Annotated in this window: 17 protein-coding genes and 1 pseudogene; 9 read left to right on the top strand and 9 right to left on the bottom strand. The window is 68.8% G+C overall.

The window, feature by feature from the left end:
• The first annotated feature begins 70 nt into the window (after positions 1-70).
• The 6 genes and pseudogenes from ACEVQ6_RS13125 to fhuB all read left to right on the top strand — a co-directional run bounded on the left by ACEVQ6_RS13125 (position 71) and on the right by fhuB (position 7,476).
• Positions 71-349: a beta-ketoacyl-[acyl-carrier-protein] synthase family protein gene (locus ACEVQ6_RS13125; protein WP_374889470.1), complete on the top strand. Its 279-nt coding sequence runs from the start codon at positions 71-73 to the stop codon at positions 347-349.
• Between the two features lie 547 nt (positions 350-896).
• A complete protein-coding gene (locus ACEVQ6_RS13120) occupies positions 897-2,792 on the top strand; it encodes a HAMP domain-containing methyl-accepting chemotaxis protein (protein WP_374889444.1) in 1,896 nt (631 codons plus the stop codon).
• A gap of 381 nt (positions 2,793-3,173) precedes the next feature.
• A pseudogene (locus ACEVQ6_RS13115) lies at positions 3,174-3,556 on the top strand (Tn3 family transposase); the annotation flags it as partial.
• Positions 3,557-3,804: 248 nt separating this feature from the next.
• On the top strand, positions 3,805-4,617 hold the full coding sequence (locus tag ACEVQ6_RS13110; RefSeq protein ID WP_374889443.1) for an ATP-binding cassette domain-containing protein: 813 nt from the start codon (positions 3,805-3,807) through the stop codon (positions 4,615-4,617).
• A 10-nt stretch (positions 4,618-4,627) separates the two neighbouring features.
• Positions 4,628-5,506 (top strand): ABC transporter substrate-binding protein, encoded by an 879-nt coding sequence (locus ACEVQ6_RS13105; RefSeq protein WP_374889442.1) that lies wholly within the window; start codon positions 4,628-4,630, stop codon positions 5,504-5,506.
• The gene (gene fhuB / locus ACEVQ6_RS13100; protein ID WP_374889441.1) at positions 5,503-7,476 is read left to right on the top strand and encodes a Fe(3+)-hydroxamate ABC transporter permease FhuB; all 1,974 of its coding nucleotides are present in this window, start codon (positions 5,503-5,505) and stop codon (positions 7,474-7,476) included. Before ACEVQ6_RS13105 ends, fhuB begins: the two co-directional genes overlap by 4 nt.
• Before the next feature lie 73 nt (positions 7,477-7,549).
• On the opposite strand, the gene fhuF is transcribed toward fhuB, so the two are convergent.
• On the bottom strand, positions 7,550-8,347 hold the full coding sequence (gene fhuF / locus ACEVQ6_RS13095) for a siderophore-iron reductase FhuF (RefSeq protein ID WP_374889440.1): 798 nt from the start codon (positions 8,345-8,347) through the stop codon (positions 7,550-7,552).
• A gap of 13 nt (positions 8,348-8,360) precedes the next feature.
• Positions 8,361-10,448 carry a TonB-dependent siderophore receptor gene (locus ACEVQ6_RS13090; protein WP_374889469.1) on the bottom strand — a complete coding sequence of 696 codons (2,088 nt, stop codon included), beginning with the start codon at positions 10,446-10,448 and terminating at the stop codon, positions 8,361-8,363.
• A 330-nt stretch (positions 10,449-10,778) separates the two neighbouring features.
• Between ACEVQ6_RS13090 and ACEVQ6_RS13085 the strand changes: the two genes are divergently transcribed.
• Positions 10,779-11,630, top strand: a complete 852-nt coding sequence (locus tag ACEVQ6_RS13085; protein ID WP_374889439.1) for an urea carboxylase-associated family protein — start codon at positions 10,779-10,781, stop codon at positions 11,628-11,630.
• On the opposite strand, the gene ACEVQ6_RS13080 is transcribed toward ACEVQ6_RS13085, so the two are convergent.
• Together ACEVQ6_RS13080 and ACEVQ6_RS13075 are read right to left on the bottom strand one after the other, a co-directional pair.
• A complete protein-coding gene (locus ACEVQ6_RS13080; protein ID WP_374889438.1) occupies positions 11,627-12,838 on the bottom strand; it encodes a GGDEF domain-containing protein in 1,212 nt (403 codons plus the stop codon). The genes ACEVQ6_RS13085 and ACEVQ6_RS13080 overlap by 4 nt on opposite strands.
• 135 nt (positions 12,839-12,973) lie before the next feature.
• Positions 12,974-14,194, bottom strand: a complete 1,221-nt coding sequence (locus tag ACEVQ6_RS13075) for an SfnB family sulfur acquisition oxidoreductase (protein WP_374889437.1) — start codon at positions 14,192-14,194, stop codon at positions 12,974-12,976.
• 224 nt (positions 14,195-14,418) lie between these two features.
• Here ACEVQ6_RS13075 and ACEVQ6_RS13070 point away from each other — a divergent pair, with 224 nt between their 5' ends.
• Together ACEVQ6_RS13070 and ACEVQ6_RS13065 are read left to right on the top strand one after the other, a co-directional pair.
• Positions 14,419-15,027 (top strand): RBBP9/YdeN family alpha/beta hydrolase, encoded by a 609-nt coding sequence (locus tag ACEVQ6_RS13070; protein WP_374889436.1) that lies wholly within the window; start codon positions 14,419-14,421, stop codon positions 15,025-15,027.
• Between the two features lie 61 nt (positions 15,028-15,088).
• Entirely contained in the window at positions 15,089-16,546 is a 1,458-nt protein-coding gene (locus tag ACEVQ6_RS13065; protein WP_374889435.1) for an FAD/NAD(P)-binding protein, read from the top strand.
• Positions 16,547-16,575: 29 nt separating this feature from the next.
• Here ACEVQ6_RS13065 and ACEVQ6_RS13060 read toward each other — a convergent pair whose 3' ends face one another.
• The 5 genes from ACEVQ6_RS13060 to ACEVQ6_RS13040 all read right to left on the bottom strand — a co-directional run bounded on the left by ACEVQ6_RS13060 (position 16,576) and on the right by ACEVQ6_RS13040 (position 21,546).
• Positions 16,576-17,121, bottom strand: a complete 546-nt coding sequence (locus ACEVQ6_RS13060; protein ID WP_374889434.1) for a DUF924 family protein — start codon at positions 17,119-17,121, stop codon at positions 16,576-16,578.
• Positions 17,118-18,938 carry a monovalent cation:proton antiporter-2 (CPA2) family protein gene (locus ACEVQ6_RS13055; protein ID WP_374889433.1) on the bottom strand — a complete coding sequence of 607 codons (1,821 nt, stop codon included), beginning with the start codon at positions 18,936-18,938 and terminating at the stop codon, positions 17,118-17,120. The genes ACEVQ6_RS13060 and ACEVQ6_RS13055 overlap by 4 nt, the downstream gene beginning before the upstream one ends.
• Before the next feature lie 5 nt (positions 18,939-18,943).
• Positions 18,944-19,213, bottom strand: a complete 270-nt coding sequence (locus tag ACEVQ6_RS13050; RefSeq protein ID WP_374889432.1) for a hypothetical protein — start codon at positions 19,211-19,213, stop codon at positions 18,944-18,946.
• Positions 19,214-19,367: 154 nt separating this feature from the next.
• Positions 19,368-19,901: a flavin reductase family protein gene (locus ACEVQ6_RS13045; RefSeq protein ID WP_374889431.1), complete on the bottom strand. Its 534-nt coding sequence runs from the start codon at positions 19,899-19,901 to the stop codon at positions 19,368-19,370.
• A gap of 244 nt (positions 19,902-20,145) precedes the next feature.
• On the bottom strand, positions 20,146-21,546 hold the full coding sequence (locus ACEVQ6_RS13040; protein WP_374889430.1) for an FAD/NAD(P)-binding protein: 1,401 nt from the start codon (positions 21,544-21,546) through the stop codon (positions 20,146-20,148).
• Positions 21,547-21,739: the final 193 nt, after the last annotated feature.

The following is a 21,739-nucleotide window of genomic DNA, read 5'->3' as shown; positions in this document are numbered from 1 at the left end:
ACATCATGCGTCGCATCGTTGCTGCCGGCATGGGCGCCGTCAGCCCCCTGGCCGCGACCGTGCCTGTCGCCTGGACCCGGCTTCTGGCTGGCAGGTCGGCGTAGCCAAATCTGCGGCCGGGCATCCGCTCGGCGGGGCGGATGGACGCGAGGCGATCCTTGCCGTCCCCGCCCTTCGGGACCCGATTGCGCCGCCGACGTTAAACCTGGACACCCCGGACCCGCGTGCCGACGGGATGGGCTTGGTTGCGTTCTCCGCACGGCCGACAGCCATGGATGCGATGTCGACTGGTTTCGGCTTCGCAGGCGTGACCGCGCGCCTCGTTCTCCGTCGTTGGCTGAGTGCCTGATCCATCCTAGCGGGCGCGGACGGTGCGGGTGCGCCGGATGGGCTCTGCCTGAAATTGCGCCAATCCATTGGCCTTATGCAACAAGGTTCCATGAGGCTCTGCAGCCCCTCGCATCGTGGCCGCCATATCAGTCGCACGATGGATATGGAAACGTTCGAAAGCCCTCCGTCTCCCAAGCCCGGTTCGCCATACTATTCTTTTTATAAATTGCACCTCCTGGAGGGTGGTCTACCTTGGAACGCAGGGCGCAATACTGATCGCCAACAAGGGTGATGACAGTCGCGTGATGAATTTTCCAAGGTTTTAACTTGCATCTCGAGATCTTCGCTGGAAATCGTGATCGCGGAAAAATATCATGGTTGTATTTTTGTCCATAAAAACGTAATGATTGCAATTATTCTGCCTTTTTAATTTGCAATTGCTTAAAATATTAACGTACTGGCGACGGTTTGAACTGCAGATTGACGTTTCGTAATGCCTGACGCCGGAACGATCGTGGCGGCCGGCTCCCGCGCCACATGCCGCCGATCAGTTCAGGAAGAACGTCATGTCCATCCGTTTCAAGCTCATTTCCAGCATACTCCTCCTCGTCGTGGCGATCGCCGGTACGACAGCCTTCGGCTATCACGCGCTCCAGAAGGAAGCGGAGCTGGCGCGGTCGATCGTGGCCGACCGGGTCATTCCCATGGACCAGCTGAAGAAGATTGCCGACAGCTACGCCGTCAGCATTGTCGATACGGTGCATCGGGTGCGGGGCAAGACCCTGTCGCCGCAACAGGGCGCGGCGCGCGTCGGTGCAGCCCTTGCAACCATCGAGGAAAACTGGGCGGCTTACCGGGCAACGTCGATGACGCCGGAGGAATCGGCACTTGCAGACGCGTTTGAAACCGAACGCGAAAAGGCGGATGTCGGCATTCGCGGCATCGAGGCCCTGTTCGGGGCGGGGAATGCCTCTGATATCGCGGCATTCGCGGACAGCGGACTCTATCCGTTGATCGATCCCCTCGGCGGTGCCATCGACACGCTCATCAAGCTCCAGCTGCGTGTCGCAACCGAAGCCCTCGTCACAGGGGCCGAGTTGAAGGCGATGCTGCTGACCGTCATGGTCAGCATCGCGGCGCTGGCATTCGTCATCGCCGGCCTATCCATTGCCGTGGTTGTCAGGGGCGTGATCAGGCCGATGAATGCCATCACCGGTGCCATGACGAGCCTTGCCGATGGCGCGCTCGATGTCACCATTTTCGGCCAGGGTCGCAGCGATGAAATCGGCCGCATGGCAGATGCCGTCGCCGTCTTCCGCGACAATGCCCGCGAGCGTGTACGGCTGACGGCGGAAGCGGAGCAAAACCTGTCCCAGACGGAAAAGGAACGGCGAGACAGGGCCCGTCTTCAGGCGGACGAGGCAGCGGAAATTGCCTTCGCCCTGCAGTCGCTCGGGCAAGCGCTTGGCGAACTGGCCGAAGGCAACCTCGCCTGCCGTCTGGAGCAACCGTTCGCCGCCCGTCTGGATGGCGTGCGCACCGACTTCAACAATGCCGTCACCCGTCTGAACGATGCCATGGGGCGTGTCGGCGACAATGCCCAGGCGATTGCTGCCGGCTCCCGCGAGATCCGCATGGCGGCCGACGATCTGTCGCGGAGAACCGAGCAGCAGGCGGCGTCCGTCGAGGAGACTGCGGCCGCGCTCGAGGAGATCACCACCACGGTTGCCGATTCCAGCCGGCGCGCGGAAGAAGCCGGTCGTCAGGTCAATGCCACGCGTGACCATGCAGAACGGTCCGGTGCTGTGGTCGACAAGGCCATCAACGCCATGCGCGCCATCGAGACGTCGTCGGGCGAGATCACGAGCATCATCGGCGTGATCGACGAGATCGCCTTCCAGACCAACCTGCTGGCGCTGAACGCAGGCGTCGAGGCCGCCCGTGCCGGCGATGCTGGCAGAGGCTTTGCCGTGGTCGCGCAGGAAGTGCGGGAGCTTGCACAGCGCTCTGCCACGGCGGCAAAGGAAATCAAAACGCTTATCCGCACGTCCGAGGAACAGGTGAAGGACGGTGTGGCACTCGTTGCCGAAACCGGTCAGTCGTTGCGCGCGATCGTCGACCAGGTCAAGCATATCGACCGCAACGTCGCCAGCATCGTCGAGGGCTCGAGGGAGCAATCCACCGGCCTCAACGAGATCAACACCGCCGTGAACACCCTGGACCAGGGCACCCAGCAGAATGCTGCCATGGTGGAGCAGTCGACGGCTGCAAGCCACGGCCTCGCGCGGGAAGCCGACGCACTTTTCGCACTCCTGGCCCGGTTCCGCCTGGAAGCGTCGGACAGCACACGGTCGATCCAATCCCTCGGCCTGGCACCTCAAGCTGCAAGGTCCGGTCCGTCGGCAGAGCCGCAATCCGGAACTTTCGACCCTGTCAGGCATGGAGGCAGGCGTGCGCTCTAGAGCATTTCCGGTGAAAACGGGATCACCCGAAATGCTCTATGCTTTTGTTTTAACCGCATTGTCCGACGCCGAAGCGATTTCGCTTAGGCTGGAAATGCTCTGAATCGTCTGCAAGGCGAGATGCTGCGGGAAAGCATGCCTCCGTCCGCCGATCATGACGGGCCGGATCGAGGGCATGGAGCGCAAAGCCCACACGGGCACTCCGGCTTGCCCGCCAGCCGACGATGCAGCGCGCGAGACGCCGGGCGGTTCAGAGATGCAGGACAGGCTCGCCGCCGAGCGCATGGGGTTGGCAGCGCGTGCAATCGCTTGCCGCCGTGCCGGGGCCGCGCTGATCTCGGTCTCGATCCGGACAAGCGCGCAGCCCTCGATGCCCTGTTGGCGCTACGCCGGCGTTGCCAGGCCGGGCTCGACACGGGCGAGGCCGCTCACAAGATCAAGCGTGCCGTCGTCTTCCACGAGCGCGGCGAGACCCGTGATCGCTCCTTCGACCGTCAGGCCTTCCGGGCTTCCCGCGTCAACCTGGTGGTCAGCGCCATCCTCTCTTGCAACACCGTCTGCCCCAGCCGCGCAACGGCTCATCTGCGCCAGCACGGCCGAAGCATTTCCGATGGGTTTCTGAAACACGTCTCGCCCCTCAGTCGGGAGCATATCATTCTCACAGGCATCTATTCCCAAGACACCGAGCATGGGACACCGAGCAGCAGATGTCCGAGGGTATCAGACCCTCGCGGCGTCCGCCAAAAATCCTCTGCGCCGTATGATGTCCAGGGTGTGTTCGCGCCTGGCGCAGGATTTTGAACAGACCTTGTTCCGCACCCATAAAGGCGAGACGGCTTTGCGATTTATACTTGATGAAAACTATCATATTTAGTAGGGCATGAGCCGGGCGTGAGGATGACGCGGCGGATCTTCGCGGCGGCATCCTTCCCAATCCGCTTCACCGCAAGCGCCTGCCGACCCCGCGTGCGGTCCGGCGGGACGGTTGTGCAAACCCGGCGAAGGACATCACATGCCGAGCGACACGACGTCATCCCGTCCGCTGCGCCCCGAGGACGCTTTCCGTGTGGAGGCAGTCGGGCTTGCCGTCGACGGGCGCGCGATCCTTTCGGACGTGACGCTTAATTTTCCGGCGGGCGAGATCACGGCCCTCGTCGGTCACAACGGCTCCGGCAAGTCGACCCTGCTGAAGATGCTCGCCCGCCAGCAGCAGCCGGACACCGGCCGCGTCACCTTCTGCGGAACGCCCGTGTCGACCTTCGAGCCCCGCGCCTTTTCCCGCCGCGTCGCCTATCTCGCCCAGGATGTCGGCGCCGCCGCCGGCATGACCGTGCGCGAGCTCGTCGCCTGCGGCCGCTATCCCTGGCATGGCGCGCTCGGCCGGTTCACGGCGCGCGACCGCGAGAAGGTGGAGGAAGCGATCGCGCTGACCCGTCTCGAGGGACTTGCCGGCCGCTTCGTCGAGACGCTGTCGGGCGGCGAGCGCCAGCGCGCCTGGATCGCCATGCTGGTGGCGCAGGACAGCGACTGCCTGCTGCTCGACGAGCCGACCTCGGCGCTCGACATCGCCCACCAGATGGAGGTGCTGGCGCTCATCCGCCGCCTCTCGCATGAAAAGGGGCTCGGCGTCGTCGTGGTGCTGCACGACATCAACATGTCGGCGCGTTTTGCCGACCGTATCCATGCGCTGAAGCGCGGCCGCGTGGTGGCGAGCGGCCGCCCCGCCGATATCATGCGCCGCGCGGCGCTTCAGGAGATCTACGGCATCGCCATGGATGTCATCCCCCATCCGGGCCTCGGCCTGCCGCTTGCCTATGTCTCCTGAGAGGCGGGCGATGAGGCGGCGCGCGCTTCTCCATCTCGCCGGCGGCAGCCTCCTTGCCGGTGCCTTGCCGGCGACAGCCGGGGCGATCCCGCGGAGGATCGTCAGCCTCGACTACGGCATTGCCTCGACGCTGCTGTCGCTCGGCGTCGTGCCGGCCGCCGTCGCCAGCCTTGCCGACTGGCCGAAATGGGTGGTCGAGCCGGCGATGCCGGACGGCGTCATCGACCTCGGCAATTCCTGGGAGGTCAATTTCGAGATCCTGACGGCGCTGAAGCCCGACCTGATCCTGACGACGCCCTATCTCGACGCCAGCCTGCCGCGGCTTGAGGCGGTGTCGCGCGTCCTGCGGCTTCCGGTCTTTTCCCCCGACGGCGGGGCGATCCTTCCCTCGGCGATCGCGGCGACGCGCGTGCTGGCCGAGCGCATCGGCCGCGCGGCGGAAGGGGAACGTTTTCTCGCCGATGCCGATGCCGCGTTCGAGGCCTGCCGCCGCCGGCTTGCCGGGCGCGAACAGCCGCCGCTCGCCTTCGTCAACTTCATGGATGCCCGCCATGCGCGGATCTACGGGCCGCCCGGCATGTTCCACGGCGTGCTGACGCGCCTCGGCCTCGTCAACGCCTGGACGCAGGAGAGCAACTACTGGGGGTTCCAGACGATCGGCATCGAGGAACTGGCGCGGGTGAGGGATTCCCGCGCGCGCCTCTTCGCGCTCGAGCCGCTGCCGCCGGACGTGCTGCCGAAGCTTGCCGAGAGCCCGCTCTGGCAGGCGCTGCCCTTCGCCCGGCCCGGCCATTTCGAGGTCATGCCGGCCGCGCTGATGTTCGGCATGGTCAACGAGGCGCTGCGCTTCGCGCGCCTCCTGACCGAGCGTCTGGAGGCCGCCGCGTGATCCCGACCGCTGTGCGATTTCCCGCCGGCCCGGCGGTGGCCGTCCTCTGCCTCGTTGCCCTTGCGGCCGTGATCGCCTGGAGCCAGGTCGCGCCCGTTCTTTCCGTGCCGGCGGCCGCCGGCTACGACATCGAGCGGATGGTGCTCTACCATGCGACGCTGCCGCGCATGGCGACGGCGCTTCTCTCGGGCGCCGCTCTGGCGCTGTCGGGCGCGATCTTCCAGCAGGTGCTGCGCAATCCGCTCGCCTCGCCGACCACGCTCGGAATTTCGGCCGGCGCCAGCCTGTCGCTGGCGCTCGCCACGCTGTTCCTCCCGGCGCTTCTGGGCTTCAGCCGCGATCTCGTCGCGCTTGCCGGCAGCGCGATGGCCGCGGCCGTCGTCATGGGCATCGGCGCGCGGCGCGGCTTCTCGCCCTTCTCGCTCGTGCTGTCCGGCCTCGTCGTCGGCCTGTGGTGCGGGGCGCTGTCGGCGGTGCTCCTGCTGATGAAGGACCGCTACCTCGTCAGCCTGTTCATCTGGGGCGCCGGTTCGCTGTCGCAGCAGAGCTGGTCCGTGCCGCTGGCGCTCCTGCCGAAGATCGCCCTGCTCGCGCTCGCCGCCGTCCTCGTCATCCGGCCGCTGGCGCTGGTCGACCTTGGCGACGGCGGCGCGACGGCGCTCGGGCTCGATGTCGCGCGGCTGCGGTTTTGCGCCGTCACGATAGCGGTGGCGCTCGCCGCCCTCGTCACCAGCGCCGTCGGCGTCATCGGCTTCATCGGCCTCGTCGCGCCGACCATCGCGCGGCTCTGCGGTGCGCGGCGGCCGGGCAGCCTCCTCCTCTGGTCGGCGCTGACGGGGGCCGCGCTGCTTTGGCTTGCGGACGGCGCGGTGCAGGTGCTTGCCGGGAGCCTTTCCGATTTCCTGCCGACCGGCGCGGTCACCGCCGTGTTCGGATCGCCGCTGCTCCTCGTGCTGCTGCCGCTGCTGAAGGTGCGCCCCCGGGTCGCCGCGCGCGCCTTTGCGCCTGCCCGGCGCGTCGCCGTCGACGGCCGGCTGCTGGCGGCGGCCGCGCTCGGCCTTCTCGCCGCAGTGCTGGTCGCCCTTCTCGTCGGCCGGGCGCTCGACGGCGGCTGGGCGCTGCCGGCGCGGGACCTGATGCCGGAAATCCTGGCCCTGCGCGGGCCGAAGGTCGCCGCCGCGCTCGCCTCCGGCGCCATGCTCGCGGTCGCCGGCGTCATTCTCCAGCGCCTGACCGGCAACGAGATGGCGAGCCCCGAAGTGCTCGGCATTTCCGCCGGCGCCACCTTCGGCGTGACGATCGCCGTCTTCGTGCTGGCCGCCCCCGGCCTCGGATACCAGATCGGCTTTGCCGGGCTCGGCGCGCTGACGGTGCTCGCCGTCATCGTCGGCTTCGCGCTGCGGTCGGGGCTGGCGCCGGAGCGAGTGCTGCTCGCCGGCATCGCGCTCGGCGCGATGGTCGATGCCGTCGTCGGCATCCTCGGCGCCACCGGCGACCCGCGCGCCATGCTGCTGATGCGCTGGATGAGCGGATCGACCTATGCGGTCGATGCGCCGGTCGCGATCGCCGTCTCGCTCGCCGGGCTGATCCTGCTGGCACTGGCGGTGCTTTCCCGCCGCTGGCTGGAGATCCTGCCGCTCGGGCCGACCGCGACCCTTGCGCTCGGACTGCCGCTGACGCGGGTGCGGCTGTTGCTGTTCGGCCTTGCGGGCCTCCTGAGCGCGGTCGCGACGCTCTCCGTCGGTCCGCTGAGCTTCGTCGGGCTGATGGGGCCGCATCTTGCGCGCGAGGCCGGATTCACGCGGGCGCTGCCGCAGGTGGCGGGCGCTGCGGCGATCGGCGGCGGGCTGATGGTGCTGGCCGACTGGGCCGGGAGGAGCCTCGCCTTCCCCTACGAGATCCCGGCCGGCCTCGTCTCGGCTCTCGTCGGGGCGCCCTTCCTCATGCTGATGCTGCGGCGGCGCGCCTGAGCGCACCGGGACCGGGTGTCAGGAAACGGTGAAAGGCACGCAACCGCCGGCGATCGCGGATCGTCCGGGCTGTTCAGGCCCGCCCCTGCGGCAGCGGGCAGCTCTCGCCGCAGCCGCCGACCGCCGGCAGCGCATAGCGCAGGCAGCAGACGCGCCGGCGGGCGCAGGCGGCGCCGGTCGAATCGCGCTCCATCCGGATCGCGCCGGAAAGCGGGTTCTTCCAGCCGTCGCTCCAGTGCGGCGGATCGACAAGTGCCGCGCCCTCCAGCGCCAGGCGCGGATCGGTCAACCGTCCCGCCTCGCCGACGATCCAGACGACATAGGCCGCGACATTTCCCCAGAGCAGCTTGCGGCTGACGCCGCAAGAGGCCGCGATCGCGCCGACGAGCGGTTCGGCGTGGTGGCGGAAGAGGCCGTGCAGCCCTTCCTCGATGGAGAGCCCCGGCTCGACCGAGCCGGGCGAGGAGAGCACGAAGGCACGCGGCGCGCCCGTCGTCGGGTCGAGGCAGACCTTCATCTCGTCGAGCGCCAGCGGCAGCCGCCGGCGCATCTCCAGCCAGGCGACGGTCGCGGCGATCGTCAGCGTGCTGAAATAGTAGAGCGTCCAGAGCGACACCACCGCACGCCGGTCGGCCGCCGGACCATGGCCGGCGGCGAACCGGTCGATCAGGGCATGGAAGGCGGCCGCGTCGAGCAGGGCCGTGCAGTCCAGACAGTCGGTTCCCTCAGGCGGGGCGAGCCGGAAGGCACCCTTGCAATAGATGTATTTTTCCCCGGTCGCCTCGGCCAGCAACCGGTCGAAATCGACCGGCCCGGCCGCCCCGTCTCGGGCGGCCGGGCCCGCAGCCCCTGATGTCGGCGATGCCGTCACGGGCGGACCGTCCCTACCATGTGTATTTCAGCGTGCCGGTGACCGTGCGGCGGTCGCCGTAATAGCAGGTGCTGTAATAGCAGGAGGCGGTGTATTCCCTGTCGAAGAGGTTCTTGGCGTTGACCGCCAGCGTGACGGCCTCCGTCACCTTGTACTGCGCCATGGCGTCGATCACGGCGGCGCCCGGCGTGGTCGACGTGTTGGCATTGTCGGAGAAGCTTTTTCCGACATAGCGCACGCCGGCGCCGAGCGTCAGGTCGCCGCGCGCGCCTTCGCCCGGGATCGTGTAGTCGAGCCAGGCCGAGGCGATGTGCTGCGGCACATGCATCGGCCGGTTGCCGACGAGGTCGCCATTGCCGTCTCCGGTGATCTCGGGATCCCAGTAGGAATAGGCGAGCGTCGCGTTCATCCGGTCGGTGACGGCGACCTTACCCTCGAACTCGATGCCGCGCACAGTGACCTCGCCGATCTGCTTCTGCACCGTGTAGAGCCTGTCCCAGCTCGGCACGTTGCTCTGGGTCAGGTCGAACAAGGCGAGGGTGAAGAGGCCCTCGAAGCTCTCCGGCTCGTATTTGACGCCGACCTCGTACTGCGTGCCCTCCTGCGCCTTCAGCGAGGTGAGGCCGCCATAGCCGTTGCCGCTTGGCGCGACGAGCGGCTGGAAGGATTCGGAGTAGTTGGCATAGAGCGCGAGCCCGTCCGTCACCTTGTAGGCGAGGCCCGCCCGCTTGGTGAAGGCGTTTGCCGCCGTGTCGTCCGACGTGCCGGTCAGGTGGTAGTCGGCGGTGTTGTGGACACGGTCGAAACGGCCGCCGAGGGTGACGATCCAGCGTTCGGCGAAGGTCAGCTGCTCCTGCGCATAGAGGCCGACGGCGTTCTGCCGCACCGTCCAGTCGACATAGGGGCCGAGAGTGATGCAGGCCCGGCCGCAATAGACGGGATCGGTGATGTCGAGGCCGCCGGCCGTGCCGTAGAGGATGGTCTCGGCGGTATGGTCGTAGGCGTAGTCGAGGCCGACGAGCGTCTTCGTCTCGACCCCGCTCCAGTCCGCGTCATATTGGAGCTGGTTGTCGATGACGAAGCGGTTGGAGTTGCCGTAGACGGCGAAGGCCTCGCGATTGGCCGTCGGATCGACCGAGGCGCCATAGACCTCCTCGTAATCGAGTGAGATGTGGCTGTAGCGGGCGTTCTGGCGGAAGGTGAAGCCGTCGCCGAATTCATGCTCGAACAGCCAGCCGAAATCCGCCTGCTTCGTGTCGAAATGGTTGAAGTCCGGCTCGCCGAGGAAGACGCCGGGGTCGAGCCGCGTTCCGGCCGGATAGCCGCGCGCGCCGGTGCCGTCGCGCTTCGAATAGTCGGTCAGGAGGGTGAGCGACGTACCCTCCTGCGGCGTGACCGTCAGCGCCGGCGCCAGATAGAGGCGGTCGTCGTTGGAATGGTCGAAGCCGTAGTCGCCGTCCTGGTAGAGGCCGGTCATGCGGTAGGTCCACACGCCGTCGGCATCGAGCGGCCCGGTCACGTCCGCGCCGACCTCTCGGTGGCCCTCGCCGAGCGTCGTGTAGGTCTCGGCCTGGAACGTGTCCTGCGGCCGCTTGGTGATCGCGTTGACGAGGCCGCCGGGGCCGTTGAGGCCGAACAGCGTCGAGGTCGACCCCTTGAGGATCTCGACGCGCTGCTGGCCGTAGGGTTCGATCCGGCTTGCGGTGAACCAGGCCGGAATGCGCGCCGTCAGCCCGTCGCGATAGGTGCCGAGCGCGGTCTGGTCGAAGCCGCGGATGCGGATATAATCGTAGCGGTTGTCGGAGCCGTATTCGTCGGTGACGACGCCCGCCGTGTAGGCGACCGCCTCCTGCAGGTTCTTGACGCCGCGGTTTTCGAGCTCCTTCTGCGTGACGACGGAAACCGAGGCGGCGGTGTCGAGGATCGGCGTGTCGGTCTTGGTGCCGGTCGCCGAGCGGGTGGCGACGACGGTCGTGTCCGGCCCGACGGCGCGGCCGGTCTTGCCGCCGGTGACGCTGATCGGATCGAGCGGGGTCGCCGCGCCCTCCTGCGCCCAGGCCTGCGGGGCGAGGCACAGCATCACCACGCCCGTCACCCCCATCCTCACCGCCGTTCTCCGGCCCCGGACCTCATGTCCGCCGCTGCATCCCATGCCACTCTCCTGCGTCCGTCGCGATTGCTGTCACCCCGGCGGATCGCTCCGCCTCGGGCCGGACCCTATAAATATGATTCAAAGAGTCAAGTTTATTTTCACGCTCTCGTGATGGGATAACAAGGGGGCGCGGTGCCCGACGGCCGGATCCTCCCCTGCCCTGACGACAGGGGCGACGGGCCGTTGCCGACGAATGCCGTTGCCAAACCGGGCCATTCCCGACACTCTCGGGCGCGGGGCCGCCCGGCCCCGTCGATCGCCCCTTTTCCAGGACCCGCCATGCCCGTCGATCCCCGCCTCGTTCCGCCCGCCGATGCCGATCAGCGCCGCGCCATCCGCCCCGTCGTCGTCTATCCGAACGGATCGCTGCCGCAGCCCGACATGGGCCGTCTCGAGGCCGCGCGCGCGACGCTCGAACGCGTCGACGAGGTGATCGTGCCGCCGCGCGAGGGTCGCGCCTTCCGCGTGCCGAAGGGCCACTTCGTCAGGATCGTCAGCATCGAGGGGCCGCAGGTCGGCGACCTCAACCTGTGGAATGCCGCCGATCTCGGCGAACGCTTCTTCAGCGGCAAGACGAGGGCGCTGCACGCCACCCATGTGACGACGGGCGACCGGCTGTGGAGCTGCCTGCCGCATCTGCGGCCGATGGCGACGATCAGCCACGACACGCTCGGCTGGTACGGCTTCGATGCGGATGGCGGCGGCGTGCACGACGTCATCGGCACGCGCTGCGACCCCTTCACCCACCGGCTGCTGACCGGCGGCGACTATCACCACTGCTGCCATTCCAACCTCTGCCGCGCGCTGGCGGAGAGCGAGGGCCTGTCGGTCACGGCGGCCGAGCCCTTCGTGCACGACGTGCTCAACGTCTTCATGTGCACCGGTTTCACCCGCGACACGCAGCAGTATTTCATGAAGGCGAGCCCGGTGCGTCCGGGCGACTATCTCGAGCTTTTCGCCGAAATGGACCTGATCGGCGCGCTGTCGGCCTGCCCCGGCGGCGATTGTAGCGCCACCCATTCCAGCGATGCCGCCGCCTGCCATCCGCTGAAGGTCGAGATCCTCAGGCCGGACGCGACGCTTCTCTCGGACTGGCCCTATCCGGAGCGCAACGCCTATCGTCACCCTTAACCGGCGCGTGCCGGGATGGCGCGCGCCTGCGGCCACGCCGCCCTCGGGGCCGCGTCTTCCGCGACCACGACCGTGTTGCGCCCGGCGCGCTTGGCCTCGTAGAGGGCGGCGTCCGCCCGGGCGATGAGGCCGTCCAGCGGCATCTCGGCGGGGTCGGCCGCGGCGACGCCGAGGCTCGCGGTCACGACATCCCCGTCCGCCAGGCCGCGATGGCGGATCGCGAGGCCGGCGATACAGGTGCGGATTTCCTGCGCCACCGCTTCGGCGGTGGCGGCGTCCGTGTCCGGAAGCAGCACGAGCATCTCCTCGCCGCCGAAGCGGAAGGCCGTGCCTGTTCCTCCCGCGCCGGCCGCGATGCGCTCGGCCACCGCCTTCAGGCAGGTGTCGCCCTCGAGATGGCCGTGCACGTCGTTGAAGAGCTTGAACCGGTCGATGTCGATGAGGATCAGGGCGACGGTGCTCCTCGCCTCGCGCCAGACGCTTGCCCCCAGCCGCGCGAGGCAGTGGCGGTTGTAGAGGCCGGTCAACGCGTCGCGCTCCGACTTGCGTTCCAGTTCCTCGTGCAGGAGCCGCCCGCGCATCTGGTGGAGGAAGGTCAGCCGGTCCTTGCCTTCCGCGATATAGGCGCTCATCCCCAGGAAAATCGCCACCGTGAGGTAGAAGGTGACGACACCGGAATAGGTGACGTCGTCGAGCGTTCCGTTGAGGGCGACGGTGGTGAACTGCACGGCGCAGAGCAGGACGAGGCCGGCGACCACCGTCGCGAAGCGGGGCCGGAGCGAGATGACGAAGAAGAGGAACGTCGCGACATTGCCGGTCTGGTAGGCGAAGTAATGCGGGCTGGTGCTCGCGATCGCGACCGTCATCGGCAGCGCGCCACCGAGGACCGCGACGCTGAGGGCAAGCAGATCGTAGTTGCGCGCCGACGGAAAGCGCCGCAGGGCGAGCACGGCAAACAGCGCGAAGGGTGTGAAGAGGGCGAAGCGGACGAAGGCCAGTCGCGAATAGACGTCGGTCATCATCGTCGCGTCGCCGAAGAAGACGGCGTCGTAGATGAGCGTGCCGACCAGCGCCCAGACCGGGGCGAGGCGGACGCGCTGCGCGGCGTAGTCCTCGAGAAACAACCGTTCGACCGGCGTGGAAAACCGCATCATGCGGAAGCCGCGCGCGATCTGGCGGTCGACGTCCTCGAGCGTCACGGCACCCATTGCGCAGCCTTTCGCGATCCCGCCGCGCCGTCGCCGCTTCTCTGCGACGGCCGGCTCCGGCCGGAGGCTACATCGCAGTGCTGACGAAATCCTTAACGCGCCTGTCCGCGCGGTCGGCGGGAAAGCGACGGCGGCTCAGAGCGCGCCGTTGCGCGGCGGCAGGCGGTCGTTCAGGTAGTAGTCGCCGACCACGTGGTACTTCCAGCGGACCGGATCGTGCAGCGTGTGGGTGCGGGCGTTGCGCCAGTGGCGGTCGAGATTGAGCCGGATGCGGGTCGATCCGGTGCCGGCCAGCTCGAACAGCGTGTTGGTCGCCTCCAGCGCCACCTCCGTCGTCAGCACCTTGGCGGCGGCGACCGAGAGCGTCGCCTCGAGCACGGTGTCCTGCGTCGTATTGATCTGGGCGATGTCGACCTTGCGGCCGGCCCGCTCGAGGAGCGCGGCGGCGGCCTCGATGCGGATCGCCACATTGCCGAGGCGCGCCACCGTCAGCGGATCCTCGCTCGCCTTCTCCACGCCGGCATTCATCCAGGGTCGCGCCTTGGTGCGGACGAAATCCACCGTTTCGCGGAAGGCGGCGCGGGCGATGCCGAGATCGACGCCGGCATGGATGATCTGGCCGACCGAGCCGATCGTCGAGGGCCGTTCGAAGCCGCGATGATGGGCGACCACGGCATCCGCCTTGACATAGACGTTCTGAAGCACGGTGGTGCCGCTGCCGGTCGTGCGCTGGCCGAAGCCGTCCCAGTCGTCGATGATCTTTACGCCCTCGGTGCCGCGCGGCACGAAGGACATGGTGAGGTTGTCGTCGGTGTCGAGCGCGAAGACGGTGATCCAGTCGGCGAAGATGACGCCGGTCGAATAGAATTTCCGGCCGTTGATGCGGAAGCCCGGGCCGTCGGGGACGATGCGGGTGGCGTAGTCGCCGACGGTCCTGGTGCCGACCTCGGAGAGCGCGTTGCCGAAGCGGTCGCCGATCAGCGCGCGGCCGAAGAAATAGCGCTTCTGCTCTTCCGATCCGTCGGTGCGCAACGCCTCGAGGATGTAGAAGTGGTTCTGCGGGATCTGGCCGATCGAACTGTCGGCTTCCGACAGGATCGCGGTCACCTCCGCAAGCACGCCGTTCGAAATGTCGGCGCCGCCATAGTCGGCCGGAACGGAGATGCCGAGAAGGCCCGACTGGGAGAGGAGGTCCATCTCGGCATGGGGCAGGAGCCGCTCGACGTCGCGCTCGCTGGCGCGTGCCGCGATCGCGTCCGCGACCGTGCGGGCCGCGGCCAGCGCCTCCTCCTCCGTGGTGATGCGGGTGGCCGCGGGACGGATGGTGCGGTCGGCGATATGGGAAAGCGTGGCCATGGGCGTCGCCTCGGCATGTGAACGATGGCGACGATCTGACCACGAAAGCGGCGCGGATCTAAGGAAGTAAATTCCATAGACATTGTCGACATTAGATTTTCTTCCCTTACGACGGCGCGCGGGCGGCGGCATCATGCCGGAAAGGACCAAGGGTCGTCCAAGACCGTGATCGCCCGGCGCTTGCCTGCGATGACGTGAAGCATGCCGCCGAGGAGTATCCCGTCATGACCGCCACCCTCATCCTTCCCGGTTATCTCGGGTCCGGCCGGGATCACTGGCAGTCCCACTGGCTCATGGACGATGCGTCGGCCCGGCAGGTGGAGCAGGAGGACTGGGCCCGTCCCGACCTCGATCTCTGGCTCGAGCGGCTGGAACGGGCCGTGTCGGCGCATGACGGCGTCCTCCTCGTCGCCCACAGCCTTGGCTGCCTGCTGGCCGCGCGGCTGGCGGCAAGCCCGCTCGCCGCCAGGGTGCGGGGCGCGCTCCTCGTCGCCGCCTGCGATCCGGCGGTGACGGAGGCGCGCCACCCGGGCGCGATCCGTTTCGGAACCCCGGCGGAGCGGCCGCTGCCTTTTCCGAGCACGCTGGTGGCAAGCCGCAACGATCCCTACATGCCCTTCGCCGGCAGCGCGCGGCTTGCCGCGCTCTGGGGGTCGACCATGGTCGATCTCGGCGAAAGCGGCCATATCAATGTCGACAGCGGCTTCGGCCGCTGGCCGATGGGCTACCGTCTCGCGCGGCTGCTGTTCAGGCCGCGCGATCCGGCGGAGGCCGCCTTTGCGCCCGCCGCGGCGTTTCGGGGCCTCGTGCGCGACCGACGGCTCGCGCCATGAGCGGCAGGCGGCGGGACGCCCATCCGGCAGCGCGTGTCGAGCGGAGGAACAGGACGGCATGATGGCATCGTTCGGCTTGCTGAGGGAGAAACAGGAGCGCGCCGCTCCCGTGGTCGCGATCGTCGGCGGCGGTTTTTCCGGGGCGATGGTCGCCTGGCACCTGCGGCGGCTTTCGCCGCACGCCTCGATCCTCGTCTTCGAGCCCCGCGCCACGCTCGGCGCCGGGCTTGCCTATGACACCGCCGATCCCGCCCACCGGATCAACGTGCCGGCCTCGCGGATGAGCCTGTTTCCGGAGGACGACCAGCATCTCGTGCGCTGGCTCGGCGCGCATACGCGGGAAGCGGACGATCCGGAGGCGGCGATCGAGGGCGGCCATCTTTTCCCCCGCCGCCAGGTCTTCGGCCGCTATGTCGCCTCGGTGCTCGCGCCGCTCGTCGAGACGGGAAGCATCGTCCATCGCCGGCTGCGCGTCGCCGATGCGCGGCGGACGGCGGACGGGCGGTGGCGCCTGACGCTGTCGGACGGCTCGACCGAGACCGCCGACCGGCTGGTGCTGGCGACGAGCCATCCGGCCCCGCGCGCGCCGCGGGCGATCGACGCGGCGCTTGCCGGCCACCCGGCCTATGTCGCCGACGCGACGGTTGCGGGCGCGCTCGCCGCGATCCGGCCCGACGACCGGGTGCTCGTCGTCGGCAGCGGGCTGACGGCCGCAGACGTGATCGCGACGCTGACGCAGGCCGGCCATTCGGGGCCGATCCTCGCCGTGTCGCGCCGGGGCCTGCGCTCGCGCGGCCACCATCTGGCGGAAACGCCGGACACCGGGATCGACCTCTCGATCACGCCGCAGCCGACGGCGCTCGCCCTGCTCAGGGCGGTGCGCCGCGCGCTGGCGCGGGCGCGCGAGGCGGGCCTGACCTGGCATCCGGTCTTCGACCGGCTGCGCGGCGACGGCGGGGCGATCTGGCGCGCGCTTTCTCCAGTGGAGCGCAAGCGTCTGGTGCGGCATCTGCGGCCGTTCTGGGACGTACATCGCTTCCGCATCGCGCCGCAGGTCGAGCGGGTTCTCGACGGCCGCGTCGCCGGCGGCTCGCTTGTGTTCCGCGCCGCGGCGATCACGGCCGTGGAGCGCAACGGCGACGGCACGATCCGCGTCGATCTTCGCCTCAGGCGCGGCGGCGGGCGGCTCCGCGAGGAGGTCGACGCCGTCGTCGTCACCACCGGCCCCGGCCACGGCGCCATCCTCGAAAGCCAGCCGCTGCTCGCCGGGCTTGCCGCGGCCGGCGATGTCTGCGCCGACACAGCCGGCCTCGGGCTCGCCGTCACGGAGGAAAGCCGCGCCATCGGCGCGCAGGGCCGGGTCGCCGCCGATCTCTTCGTCGCCGGGCCGCTGGCGCGGGGGACGTTCGGCGAGCTGATGGGCCTGCCGCAGGTCGCCGAACATGCCCGCCTCGTCGCCGGCGAGGTCGCGGAAAGTCTCGCCGGCGCACCGGGCGTTTCCGGCGCGCCGGCGGCCTGAAGGCCGGCGTCCCGGAGGATGGGTGGCGGTCAGCCGGAAAAGCCGCCATCTGCGAGAAAGGCCGCCTCTTCCGCCGTCGTGTCGCGGCCAAGCATCGGATTGCGATGCGGGAAGCGGCCGAACCGGCGGATGATCGCGCGGTGACCCTCGGCGTGGTCGCGCCACGGGTCGCCGAGACGCGCATTGAGCGTGACGGAGAGATCCTGATCGGCGGCATCCTCGGAATGGGCGAAGGGCAGGCAGAAGAACAGCCTGAGGTCCGGCTCGACCGTTTCCATCAGTCCCGCCCGCAGCGCATGCCTGGCAAAGTGACGGGCGAGCCCGTCGGTTGCATACATGTGGGCGGTGCCGCGGAAGGCGTTGCGGGGGAACTGGTCGGTGAGGAGGAGAAGGGCCAGCGCGCCCTCCCCCGAGCCGATCCAGCCGTCATGCCTGCGGGCGGCCACCGCCATGTGCAGATCGAGGAAACCGTCGCGGAAACGGCGGTCGAAGCCTTCGTCCTTCTCGAACCAGAGGCCGCTCCGGCCGGCCTCGCGCCAGAAGGCGGTGACGGCGGCAAAGTCCCGGTCGTTCACGGGGCGGGCTGCGGCGCCGTCGCCCGCGCCGCCTCCGGCCGCGTCGCGTCCGGCTTGTTGCCGTAGAGCATGAACAGGCCCGCCTCGATGCCGCCGACGAGCTCGTTGGCGACGCGCTCGCTGTCGCGGCGGCGGATGTCGGCGATCGTCAGCTGCCGTTCCTCTTCCTCGACATCCATCAGTTCCAGCGCCTTCTCGGCGAGGACCAGGGCCGATTCGAAGGTCTCGCGGATCTGGAAGTCGACGCCGGCATGGGCGAGCTCCAGCGCATGCTCGCGGTCGAAGGCCCGTGCGATCACGGGCACGAGCGGGAACTCGGCCTTCATCAGCTCGACCACCTTCAGCGCCGCCGCCTTGTCGTCGATGGCGACGATGACGACGCGGGCCTCGCCGGCGCCGGCCGCATGCAGGATGTCGAGGCGCGACCCGTCGCCGTAATGGACCTTGAAACCGAAATCGCCGGCGTCGCGGATCGCGTCGGTGTCGGTCTCGATGATGGTGATCGAGCAGCTCTTGCCGAGCAGCGGCTGGCTGACGATCTGCCCGACCCGGCCGAAGCCGATCAGGAGGACGCTCGCGCCGTGGTTCGCCACCGCCTCGACCCCGTCCATCGAGGGGGCCGTGCGCGGCATCAGCCGGTCATGGGCGATGATCATCAGCGGCGTCAGCGCCATGGAGACGATGATCGTCGCCGTCAGGATGGCGTTCGCCTCGGCGTCGATGATGCCGACCGTCGTCGCGGCCGCATAGAGCACGAAAGCGAACTCGCCGCCCTGCGCCATCAGCACCGCCCGCTCCACCGCCTCGCGGTGGTCCGATTTCAGCAGCCGGGCGACGGCGTAGATGCCGGCCATCTTCAGCACCATGTAGGCGATGACGGCGACGACGATCAGCGGCCAGTTGGCGGCGATGACGGCGAAGTCGAGCGCCATGCCGACGCCGAGGAAGAAGAGGCCGAGCAGGATGCCGCGAAACGGCTCGACATCGGCCTCGAGCTGGTGGCGGAAGCTCGATTCCGACAGGAGCACGCCGGCGAGGAAGGCGCCCATCGCCATCGACAGGCCGCCGAGCTGCATGGCGAAGGCCGCGCCGAGCACGACGAAGAGCGCGGCCGCCGTCATCACCTCGCGCGCCCGCGCCTTGCCGAGCAGGCGGAACATCGGATCGAGCAGGTAGCGGCCGGCCAGCACCAGCGCCGCGATCGAGGCAAGCCCGATCGCAACGCCGGTCAGCCGTTCGCCGAGCGTGACGCCTTCGCCTCCCGGCGCGAGGAAGGCGACGAGCGCAAGCAGCGGCACGATGGCGAGATCCTCGAGCAGCAGGATCGCGACGATGCGCCGGCCGGGCGGCGCGGCAAGCTGCCCGCGTTCCTCCAGCACCTGCATGACGATCGCCGTCGAGGTCAGGACGAAGCCTGTGCCGGCGACGAAGCTCTGGGCGACAGGATAGCCGAGCGCCAGTCCGACGCAGGTAAGGAGCCCGATGCAGAGCCCGACCTGCGCCAGCCCGAGGCCGAAGATCTCGCCGCGCATCGACCAGAGCCGGGAGGGCTGCATTTCGAGGCCGATGACGAAGAGGAACATCACGACGCCGAGCTCGGCGACATGCAGGATCGACTGCGCATCGGAAAAGAGCCCGATGCCGAAGGGGCCGATGGCAAGGCCGGCGGCGAGATAGCCGAGCACCGAGCCGAGGCCGAGCCGCTTGAACAGCGGCACCGCCACGACGGCGGCGCCGAGCAGGACGACGACGGGGAGAAGGTCGAAACCGCCATGGGCGGCGGCCTCGCTTGCATGGGATACGGCGTCTGCGGCCATCGGCGTCATCCCCTCGCCAGCTGCCAGGCGGCAAGTGCCGCGACGGCGGCCGGAACGGCGAAGACGACGAGGAGAATCGGCAGTTCCTGTGTCACCGTATAGCCGGCCTTCGTCACGCCCACCCAGAGGTTGACGAGCGACAGCACCAGCCAGAGCGGCACGAAGGCCTTGGCCGCGACCGACACCGCGGCCGCGTCGCCGCCCCAGAGCCGGCCGAACAGGGCGAAAACGGCGAGAAGCAGCAGCCCCGCCAGAATGACTTGCAGCATATGCATCGTGGGTGTGCCCTCGTGTCGCCAGGGCCTGTCGCAGAGCCCGCACCGCAGCATCTTGCAGCCGGTGCGTCCGAGGTCAAGCGCCTCGATCAACCGTCGATGGCAGGCGCCGCGGTCGCAATGTCCGAGAGCCGGCGACGCGGCCCGGCCGCGCCTACCCCTCGAGGCGGGCGTAGCGTCCCTGGCTGTAGACCAGCGGCCGGCCTTCCGGCCCGACATGCACGGCGACGACGCGGCCGATGATGATCGCGTGGCTGTGCCGTTCTATCGTCTCCTCGACCACGCAGTCGATCGCCGTCAGCGCATCCTCGAGCGCCGCCGCGCCGCTGGCAAGCGTGATCCAGCGCGCACCCGCATAGCGTTCGACGCCCTTCAGCCCGCCGCGCCCGGCGAAGCGATCGGCGACCGCCTGCTGCTCGTCCGAGAGGATGTTGACGCAGAAATGGCGGGCGTCGCGGATCGCCGGCCAGGAGGAGGAGGAGCGGTTGATGTTGACGATCATCGTCGCCGGATCGACGGAAAGCGCCGTCGCGGAGGTCACCGTCGCGCCGGTGCGCTCGTCGCCGCGGCCGGCGGTGATGACGGAAACCCCGCCGGCGACGCGGCGCATCGCCGACTTCAGGCTTTCGGGATCGACGGATGTCGGGATCTCGGTCTCGATGTTCAAGCGCGCGACATGGGCGGTCATCGCCTGCTCCTTCAATGTTCCGTCTTGGCCGGGATGGTACGGCGGAATTCGCCGATGTCGCCGTCGTAGCATGGCGGGATCGAACGCCGGAGTGACAGGGTTTTAAACTGCACAAAAATGATAGAATTTCTTTTCCCTGAAGATCGGACCTCCGCGACCGACCGGGTGCCGCGTCCTGCGCTTCCGTCACGCCGGTGGCAGGGTTCCGGCGTGACGGAAGAGCGGCGCAACGGCAAGCAGCGCCTCAGTTCGCGGCCCGGACCATCCTCGGCGTCTCCGCCTCGCGCGCGTCCATCCAGTCGGCAAGGGCGGCGATCGAGGCATGGGCCTGGAGGACGATCTCGGGGACGAGGTCGATGTCCGGCAGGCTGCCGAGGCCGAGCGGCCCCATGGCGAAGAGGCCGTGGAAATCGCCGGAGGCGGTGAGCGCGCGCCCGGCCGGGTCGACCATGACGCCGAGGCCGAGTTCGTCGCGACAGACGAGCCCGCCGGCAAGCAGCTGCCGGTAAAGCGGCGCATCCGGATCGAGCGGCCGGCAGCGGCAATCGAGCACCCGTTCCGCGGAGACGACCTCCATGCCGTCGGGCCCGGAGATCAGCACGCCGTTGCGGGCGATGCGCTCGACCTTGCCGCGCTTCAGACTGATCGTCCCGTCTTCGAGCGCCTGCGTCAGGCGGCGATGATGGTCGATCGGCAGGCGGTTGCGATGGCTGTCATAGATCGGCTTGACATGGCGCTTGAAGCGGCTGCGCTCTTCCGGCGTCAGGCGATACCAGAGCTCGCGCGCATTCTGGCGAAAACCGTTCATGATGCCCTGCCAGCCGGTGCCGTCCGCCTCGGCCTTGCCGGCGGCCTCCCTCAGGAAGCGGAAGGCGGTGCGCAGCGTGCCCGGCAGCGGCCGGTCCGGCTGCACCGAGCCGATCGCCTTCTGCGCATGGGCGCGCGGCAGGAAGCGCGACCTCGTGATCAGCGTCACATGCCGGGCCTCGCCGAGAGACAGCAGCTTCAGCGCGCCATCGACGGCATGCACCCCCTGCCCGATCACCAGCGCCTCGCGCACCGGTTCCGTCGTTGCCGTCTCGACGCCGGCCTCGCGCAGGCCGAAACCGGTTGCGAGATAGACGGCGTCGAAGACATGCCGCTCCCGGTCGAGCGTGGTGACGGTGATGCCGGCCGCGCCGGGCCGGTCGATCGAGGCCACGGCGTCCGAGAGCACCTTCACTTCGGCATCGGGCCGCTGCTGCAGCGCCTCGGAAAAACGCTGATAGGCATAGGCGCTGAAGATCTCGCGCGAGACGAAGCGATGGTCCAGCCGCTCGCCGTCGTTGATCGGCACCGCCTTGCCGGCGGCGGCGCCATTGCCCTTCAGCCAGTCGCGGAAATCCTCCGGCAGCGCCGGATCGAGCGAGAGGTCGCGCACGCGGGTGTTGAGCAGCGTCGTCGTCGGCTGGGAGAGCGTCTCGCCGCCGAAGATGCGGGGGGCGGGATCGAACATCACCAGCCGGAACGGCCGGCGATAGTCGCGTAGCAGCGCGATCGCCGTCATCAGGCCGGAGAACCCGCGGCCGATGATGGCGAGGCGGGGAAGCGGACGCGGCACGGCGACGAAGGACGATTCCGTCGAAGGCGTTGCAACAGGGGTCATGCGGGCAGCTCCTTGTCGGTGGAAACGCGGGCAGCTCGGCCGGCCGGATCGGGCGCGGCCACGCATTCTCTACCAAAAGAATAGAGATTGCGGCCGGTTTGGCAAGAGGAAGCGTTGGCCTCGGTGCGGAAACGGCCGAGGGGCCACCCGGCGGCCTTGCCGGCGGAGGGAGGCACGGGCCGGGTTCGACGGT

Origin of the sequence: Ensifer soli, from assembly GCF_041928815.1 — a bacterium.
Classification (GTDB): domain Bacteria; phylum Pseudomonadota; class Alphaproteobacteria; order Rhizobiales; family Rhizobiaceae; genus JBHFEI01.
Note: the sequence above shows the minus strand (reverse complement) of the source record. Positions and strands in the feature narration are given on the sequence as shown.